Below are 7,334 nucleotides of genomic sequence, written 5' to 3'. Positions count from 1 at the left end.
CAACAAAACTGCACATGCCACAAAAACATCGCTAACAATGATACAGACAATAAAAAGCTTCATTTATTCCACATCTATTCGGCATTAATTACCAAAGATGTACTCTTATCAATATTGTTTAAATTGGATGAGAGAAAGTATGGGTAGACCCCAAACTCATAAACAATGTTATTATTTTGTTGTGTAAAATAGCGACTGTATTTACAATATACCATCCTGTTATTATAGGTGCCAAAATCAGCTTCCAATAAAATAATCATAATAATAATAAGGTATCTAATGGTGTTCTTTTTCCAAAGATGGTTATGCTCACTGTTATGCTTACTTCTCTCCGTTGCCTTCACTTCAGCCACAAGTGCGAAACAGTTTCAGATAGATAGACTCAATATCGCAGACGGCTTGCCGTCAACCATGATCACCTCTATCTATCAGCAAAAAAATGGTTTCTTATGGTTTGCCACCGATGCTGGGGTGAGCCGTTATGATGGCCAAGAGTTTATCCATTTTCAATTTTCACCGGGATCTAACAGGCATATATCGAATAACTTTGTTACAGATATTATCGAAGATACCCTAGGCAATATTTGGTTTGCCACTGAAGATGGTCTCAATCAACTCACCGTCGATGATGAACTTAACATCTACCCCACCTCGCAACAGCCTTTTGCTCAAAATACCAATTGGATAATGCGCTTATACTTGGATTCAAAACAGCAGTTATGGATAGGTACAGGCAGTGGATTGCAATATAAACCTGAAAATGGGTCTAATTTCATCTCGGTTCCATTATATTTAAACCAGCAAGAGACTCCTGTAGAAACATCTATTTACAGCATAGTAGAAGACACTCAGCACCGTCTTTGGGTAGGAACAGACCATGGTCTCGCATTATTAGAACCCAACAGTACAACAATGCGGTTATATCAATCAGATAAAGCACAAGCAATATCCACAGTAGGCTCATCCGTTGCTACGACAGATTTATTTAGTGATTACATTCTGACGAGTCAAATAGACCATCACGGTCAACTTTGGTTTGGTAGCCAACATTTTGGCTTAATTAAATTTATGCCCAACGACAACACATTCCACCATTTTTTTAGTACAACACAACCCAAACCAGGTCAAATCCCCAGTAACTACATCACCAGCATCGCTATTGAAGACGAGCAACACATCTGGATCGGTACCGACAAAGGCGCGGCAAATTTAACTGTAGCATCCGAACATTTTGACTGGTTAACCTCGCAGACGTTTAATCAACAATCATTACCTACCAATGATGTTGATGATGTATTTATCGACCATTCAGGAGTCGTTTGGTTTGCAACTAACCAAGGTGCGGCATATTACACGCCATTGAAAAAATCAAGTCGACTGTATAAACCGCTTGCCAGCGAATCAGAGCTATCAGGAGGCAATGTTTACGCAATAGCGTTAACACAATCTGGTGATGCCTGGGTAGCAACAAATAAGGGTATTGATAAGATAAACATCGATAACAAAACCGTTCAATTAGGTCCTTTAAAAGATAAAACCATTCCATCATTAATAAACAATATTTGGAACGTAAAAACAGACAAAGACAATAATCTGTGGTTTTCTGACGCTGAAGGCCTGAGTTTTTACGATCAACGTTCTGGCACTGTGCAACGCTTTAGTAATAAAGTGAATAACCCCTATGAGTTTCCTAATACTGATTTCTATACTGTTGACCCCGACCAAGAAGGCAATGTGTGGATCACAGGCTATTTAGACGCTGGCGTAATGCTATTTAACCCACAAAAAGGCTTAATAAAACATTATTTTAACGATGCGGATAATCTCTATACTTCGGGTGGAAATTTCACCTTCGACAGTTTAATCGCTACCCAGGGTGAGTTATGGTTAGCCACCACTAACGGTATTTTTATTATTGATCCTAAAACAGATATCACATCACATTTAAGTTTAGGTAATGAAAGAGAGAACATCCGGATAGGCGGTATTTACCAAGACGAACAAGGCATTATGTGGGCGGCAACCCAAGGGCTCGGGTTAGCAAAAATAATTCCAACGCCAGATGCCCCCCAGGGGTTTGTCATTGAATACATTACCCGCAAACAAGGCTTACCAGATAACCGTTTAAAAGCCGTCATCGGTGATAACCAGGGTAATTTATGGCTAACGAGCCAGCACACCTTAACTAAATATAACCTAAAAACCGGTCAAATAAGTGTTTACCCTAGCGTGATAAACACCGACAACTTAACTTTTAATGAAGCAGCGATTGCCATTTATCAACACCAGTTACTATTAGGCACTAATAAGGGTGTGATACAGATAGATATCGACACTATTAGCCAAAATGATTTTGCGCCTCCTGTGCATATCACTTCGGCAAAAATAGCCAATAAATCGTATATTAATATTAACAGCCATAACCCTCCACCGAAGCCCATACTTGATTACGACAACAACATGATCCAGTTTTCATTTGCGTCGTTAGACTATACCGCCCCTAAACGAAATCGATATCGATATATGTTAGCGGGGTTCGATCAAGATTGGCTGACGACAGTGCTACCTCGGGCGATGTACACTAATCTAGCGGCGGGTGATTATGTGTTTAAAGTGCAAAGCACTAATAGCGACGGAGTGTGGAGCAACCAACAGGCAGAATTTGCTTTTAACATAAAAAAAGCCTGGTGGTATTACGCATTAATAGCTTCGGGCACCATCATTATATTGATCATGATTTTATTTGGGTTATCTCGAATTAAACAAATGAAAGAGCTCAGTCGCCGAGCTAATTTTGACAGCTTAACTGGATTGGCAAACCGCTTTCATTTTAATCAACAACTGTCATTACTTATGTCTAATCCATATAACACCGCTGCGGTCGTGTTTATCGATTTAGATCACTTTAAAGAAGTTAACGATTCTATGGGCCATGATGTAGGCGATGAGCTCATTATCCAAGTTGGTAAGCGGCTTCAGCATTGTTTAAGCCAACAAGATGTATTAGCTCGACTAGGCGGAGATGAATTTGCCTTAATCATTCCATACGAGCAAGTTGCGGCTGACGTGAACCGAGATTTAGTCAATATCATTGAACGAGTTCGTCAAACGCTCAATAAAGGCTATCAAATCAATCAATATTGGCTAAACAGTTCTGCCAGTATTGGTGTGGCATGTTTCCCTGACGATGGTAAAGATGCCAAAACATTATTAAAACACGCTGATACAGCCATGTACGCCGCTAAACAGAATGGTCGTAACGGAAGTTACTTTTTTAACGAAACCTTATCCACGGCATTATTAGAAAGATTATTAATTAAAGACCAACTTAATAATGCCATGTCAGATGCGCAACTCGAAGTACATTACCAACCAAAATGTTGTGTTGATACTCATGAAATTGTCGGTTTAGAGGCGTTACTTCGTTGGAATCATCCCCAACACGGCATGATTTCCCCTAGCCGCTTTATTGATCAAGCTGAAGACAGCGGCTTAATTATCGATATCGGATTATGGGTACTTGAACAAGCCTGTCAGCAAGGATATCACTGGCATCAACAAGGGATACTGAGAGGCAATATATCGGTCAACATTTCACCGGTACAGTTATCGCAACCGACCATTGTCGATGACATCGCAGCCATTTTAGAACGAACCGCCTTTCCTGCTCATCATCTTGAACTTGAAATTACCGAGTCGTTACTCATTAAAGATTTAAAAACCGCACAAGACGTTCTGTTAGCACTCAAACAATTACGCGTACGTATTGCTCTAGATGATTTTGGCAAAGGTTATTCGTCATTAAACTATTTGACTCAGTTCCCTATTGATACTTTAAAAATTGATAAGGGATTTTTAAGCAGTATCTTGCCTGAAGAAACCAGCAATATAGTATTACGAAACATCATTACCTTAGGTAATGAGCTGAAATTAGATGTCATTGCAGAAGGCGTCGAAACTCATGCTCAGCTGCTAAAATTGAAACAGTATAATTGTAAAATAGTTCAAGGTTTTTTATTCAGTCATGCTCTTGATGTCACTCAATTAGAAATATGCCTTCTACATAACCAGTTAACCTTATGTGAATATGTTGAAGTGGAAAACGAATAATGAGAACGGCAACTTATTAGCGATTCATGCATAAGCACCACACAAACTGTTAACGGCTTACTGCGACGTCTGCAAACACACATAACCTTCACTAACGATGCTGTTACCTATCAATCTGTATTCTAAACTAACCCTAATAAGGTGCCTTAAACTCTCGTTATTGATGCGAAAGACACATTCATTTCAAGGCAGATAATTGCCTGTGAAATGCTTATTCATATCGCATTACATTGTTATTATTTAAATCAATAATGAGAGGGCTCACATGATTGGGAATATCACTTTATTTGCAAAAGTGTTATTCTTGCTGGGCCGTAGCAGGACACTTCTATAAAGGATTATATGTCGTTAATACGTTACAAAAAAACAACTTTTGATTACACTTTTATGCCCAAACGAGTTCGTTTATTTATCTACTTGCTATTCATATCAGTGAGCGTTATATACACATTTAACTCGACCATCACCGTGGCAGAACCATTAAAAATCACTTTAGCTGCAGAAGACAGTTGGCCTCCTTTTGCTGATGAAGTGGGCAATGGCATTTCTCATAACCTTATCAAACAGGCTTTTAAACAAGTTGATGTTGACGTTTCTACTATTGTTGTACCCTATGCTCGAGGTTTGATTATGACCGAGCGAGGTTCAGTTGATGGCGTTTTTAATGTGACAAAAGAACAAAGCACTATTGATCGATTTATATTCGGTAATGAACCTTTGTTTACGGTAACCGCTTCTTTTTTCTTTGCTAAAGAGCACCCTACCATTGCGGATAATAAATGGCAGATCCCAACAAAAAGTACTATTGGTATTGTGAATGGTTATGAGTACGGCGACGAATTTACGACGCTTATTGAACAACAACAACTGCAAGTCATCACGGTGAATAACCAGCGCCAACTAATCAATTTGTTATTGGTCGGCAGAATTGATACCGCCATTATGTATGATCTTGTTGCTGATGTTTATATCAAACAAATGGGTGTTAGCCATGACATAAAAGCTAAGTTTAATAATCATACCAGTAAAATTTTTGTCGCATTTTCTAAACTTAACCCTCAAGCTGAGCACATTAGCCAATTACTCGACAAAGGGCTGCTAACGTTACAAAAACAAGGTAAGTACCAGCAACTGCTTCTGCCCTCAAATGATTAACCACAATACAATGAATAACATAAGGTCATAGTGTAATGAGTCACACCTCTGTGGAGCACCAATACAGCCCAGTTCACTCTTTTTCAGTGCAAATTTATTATGAAGACACTGACTTTTCTGGTGTGGTATATCATCCTAATTTCTTAAAGTATTTCGAACGTGCGCGTGAACATGTCATCGGCGCAGGTGTACTCAGCCAACTTTGGCAGCAACAACAATTGGGTTTTGCCGTTTATCGCAGCGATATGTTATGTCACGATGGGGTTGAGTTTGCAGATATTATTGATGTACGTACTCAATTTTATTTTGAAAGTAAATATCGTACCGTATGGAAACAACAAATATGGCGTCCGAATGCTAAAAAACCTGCAGTAACAGCTACAATTGAAATGGTCTGCATGAACCAGAAGCGTCAACTTGCACCTATGCCTGTAGAGTTAATCGCCCATTTATCCGCAGGATCTTAGCGCTTTATCACGAAATGTCACGAAACTTACCTTGCGAAGAGTTAATTTTTGGAACGCTAGCATTATCAATGATTATGCTGCAGATGATTATGTTGCTGATAATTAAGTTGCGGATAAAGATGTTCAAACTCACTGGCAGTAGATGGTTTAGCAAAGTAATCACCTTGAATGGTATCGACTCCAAAAAGATGTAATGCATCTAATACCGACTTAGATTCAACGCCTTCAACCGTCACTTCAAAACCTAAATTTTTAGCCAGTTCGATACTCGTCTTCACAATTTGTTTCGCCGCGTGAGAGGTTTCAAACTCATCTAAAAAGGCTTTATCAATTTTCACTTCATCAACAGGTAAATGACGCAAATAAGCTAAAGAAGAATGGCCAGTGCCAAAATCATCAATGGCAAGTTTTACCCCAATATCACGTAATTGATTTAAGGTAACAATCGTTTGCTCGAGCGATTTCATCAACACACTTTCAGTGATTTCAATGGTAATCGTTTCGGCAGGAACCAGATACTGGGATAGTTTAGTGGCGACATCGGCAGCAAGGTTTGGATTGTCTAAGTCAGTAGATGACAAATTAATGGCTACATTAACGTAAACCCCCATATTTCGCCATTTGGCTTGCTGAGCCAATACGTTATCTAACACCCAACTACTCAGAATATCGATCATTCCGGTCTGTTCCGCTAATGGAATAAATTCATTTGGAGAAATTAATCCTAAGCCTTCATGTTGCCAACGAATTAACGCTTCGACCTGCTTACATCGGCCGCTTTTTATATCTAGTTTTGGTTGAAATACCATAAATAATTGACCTTGCTTTAACCCTTTAGGTAAGCCATTAATAATCAATAATTCTCGGTATTGTGCTTTATCATCATCTTGATCGTAAAAAGCAATCGGCTGTTTTAATGCTTTGGCTTTCTTCAGTGCTAAATCTAAACGGCGCAGCATCAAACTGACATCTGCATGATGCTCATTTAACGACAACACTCCGAGCTGCATTTTGATACTGATTGGCTGTTGTTCAATTTCAAATGGGCTTTGTAAGTCATTTTTGATTGTTTGCAATTGCTCGATAGTCAACGGTTGCTGGAAAAACAACAAGAACTCATTACCGTTCATACGTGAGATGAACTGTGCTTTACAGTTCAGGTTATCTATCCGCTTGGCAAAAGCTTTCAGCAGTTTGTCACCAAATAAAAAACCAAACAAATCATTCACAAAACGAAATTGACGAATATCCACCAGCACTAACATACCTTCTGAAATAGGCATTTTTGACAACATTTTTCGTTTAAAGCCGACACGGTTAGCTAAGCCAGTGAGCTTATCTCGTTCGGTGCTAAATAGGCTTGATTGATGCAAATGATGAAGGACATTAATGAGCGGTTTTAAGGATTTTGAAGGGGAATCTATGTTAAATGAATCTTGATTGAGTAATTGTAATTCTAACGAGTGAGTTAATTGTTTAATAAAACGATGCTGACGCCAATGGAGACATGCAATGGTACACAGCATGATCACAATCATAAACAACACTGTTATTAGTAAATAATTCATTAAGTATTCATCATGTTACAATTTTAATCATCGG

4 protein-coding genes are annotated in these 7,334 nt (G+C 38.8%); 3 read left to right on the top strand and 1 reads right to left on the bottom strand.

Annotation, left to right across the window (positions count from 1 at the left end; genetic code table 11):
* Nucleotides 1–279: 279 nt before the first annotated feature.
* The 3 genes from CXF78_RS05750 to CXF78_RS05740 all read left to right on the top strand — a co-directional run bounded on the left by CXF78_RS05750 (nucleotide 280) and on the right by CXF78_RS05740 (nucleotide 5,732).
* Nucleotides 280–4,110 carry an EAL domain-containing protein gene (locus tag CXF78_RS05750; protein ID WP_102036236.1) on the top strand — a complete coding sequence of 1,277 codons (3,831 nt, stop codon included), beginning with the start codon at nucleotides 280–282 and terminating at the stop codon, nucleotides 4,108–4,110.
* Nucleotides 4,111–4,578: 468 nt separating this feature from the next.
* A complete protein-coding gene (locus tag CXF78_RS05745) occupies nucleotides 4,579–5,265 on the top strand; it encodes a substrate-binding periplasmic protein (RefSeq protein WP_257984851.1) in 687 nt (228 codons plus the stop codon).
* A gap of 35 nt (nucleotides 5,266–5,300) precedes the next feature.
* A complete protein-coding gene (locus CXF78_RS05740) occupies nucleotides 5,301–5,732 on the top strand; it encodes an acyl-CoA thioesterase (RefSeq protein WP_011636499.1) in 432 nt (143 codons plus the stop codon).
* Nucleotides 5,733–5,797: 65 nt separating this feature from the next.
* Here CXF78_RS05740 and CXF78_RS05735 read toward each other — a convergent pair whose 3' ends face one another.
* Nucleotides 5,798–7,300 (bottom strand): putative bifunctional diguanylate cyclase/phosphodiesterase, encoded by a 1,503-nt coding sequence (locus tag CXF78_RS05735; RefSeq protein WP_011636498.1) that lies wholly within the window; start codon nucleotides 7,298–7,300, stop codon nucleotides 5,798–5,800.
* Nucleotides 7,301–7,334: the final 34 nt, after the last annotated feature.

This window comes from Shewanella sp. 11B5 (assembly GCF_002836795.1).
Lineage (GTDB): Bacteria > Pseudomonadota > Gammaproteobacteria > Enterobacterales > Shewanellaceae > Shewanella > Shewanella frigidimarina.
This window is presented reverse-complemented; position numbering and strand designations above follow the sequence as displayed.

Coding starts and splice junctions, on each gene's coding strand:
- CXF78_RS05750 (WP_102036236.1), top strand. CDS start 280: ATGGTGTTCTTTTTCCAAAGATGGTTATGCTCACTGTTATGCTTACTT.
- CXF78_RS05740 (WP_011636499.1), top strand. CDS start 5,301: ATGAGTCACACCTCTGTGGAGCACCAATACAGCCCAGTTCACTCTTTT.
- CXF78_RS05735 (WP_011636498.1), bottom strand. CDS start 7,300: ATGAATTATTTACTAATAACAGTGTTGTTTATGATTGTGATCATGCTG.